This window comes from Virgibacillus sp. GM2-2 (assembly GCF_055329585.1).
The window spans coordinates 1-256 of the sequence record NZ_JBUZWC010000111.1; the positions used below are offsets into that span (position 1 = coordinate 1).

Below are 256 nucleotides of genomic sequence, written 5' to 3' on the forward strand. Positions count from 1 at the left end.
GGACGGCACCAGTTCGGGTGGCGGCGGATCACGGAACAGGCAGCGGTAGCACGGGCCGCCCCCGGTGGCGAACACGGAAACCTGCCCCTCGAACCGGAAGATCGCCCCGTAGACGTCCGGCCTGCCGAGCAGCACGCAGGCATCGCTCACGAGGTAGCGCGTGGGGAAGTTGTCGCTCCCGTCGACGACCACGTCGAAACCACGGAGGATGTCGAGCGCGTTCCGGGACGTGAGCCGGGTGGCAAAGCGCTCGATC

The 256-nt window shown here is 68.8% G+C and carries 1 protein-coding gene; it reads right to left on the bottom strand.

Annotated elements, in window-relative coordinates; genetic code table 11:
• A partial coding sequence (locus ACY9Z2_RS19170) for a ThiF family adenylyltransferase (protein WP_463611270.1) occupies positions 1-256 on the bottom strand: 256 nt, incomplete at both ends.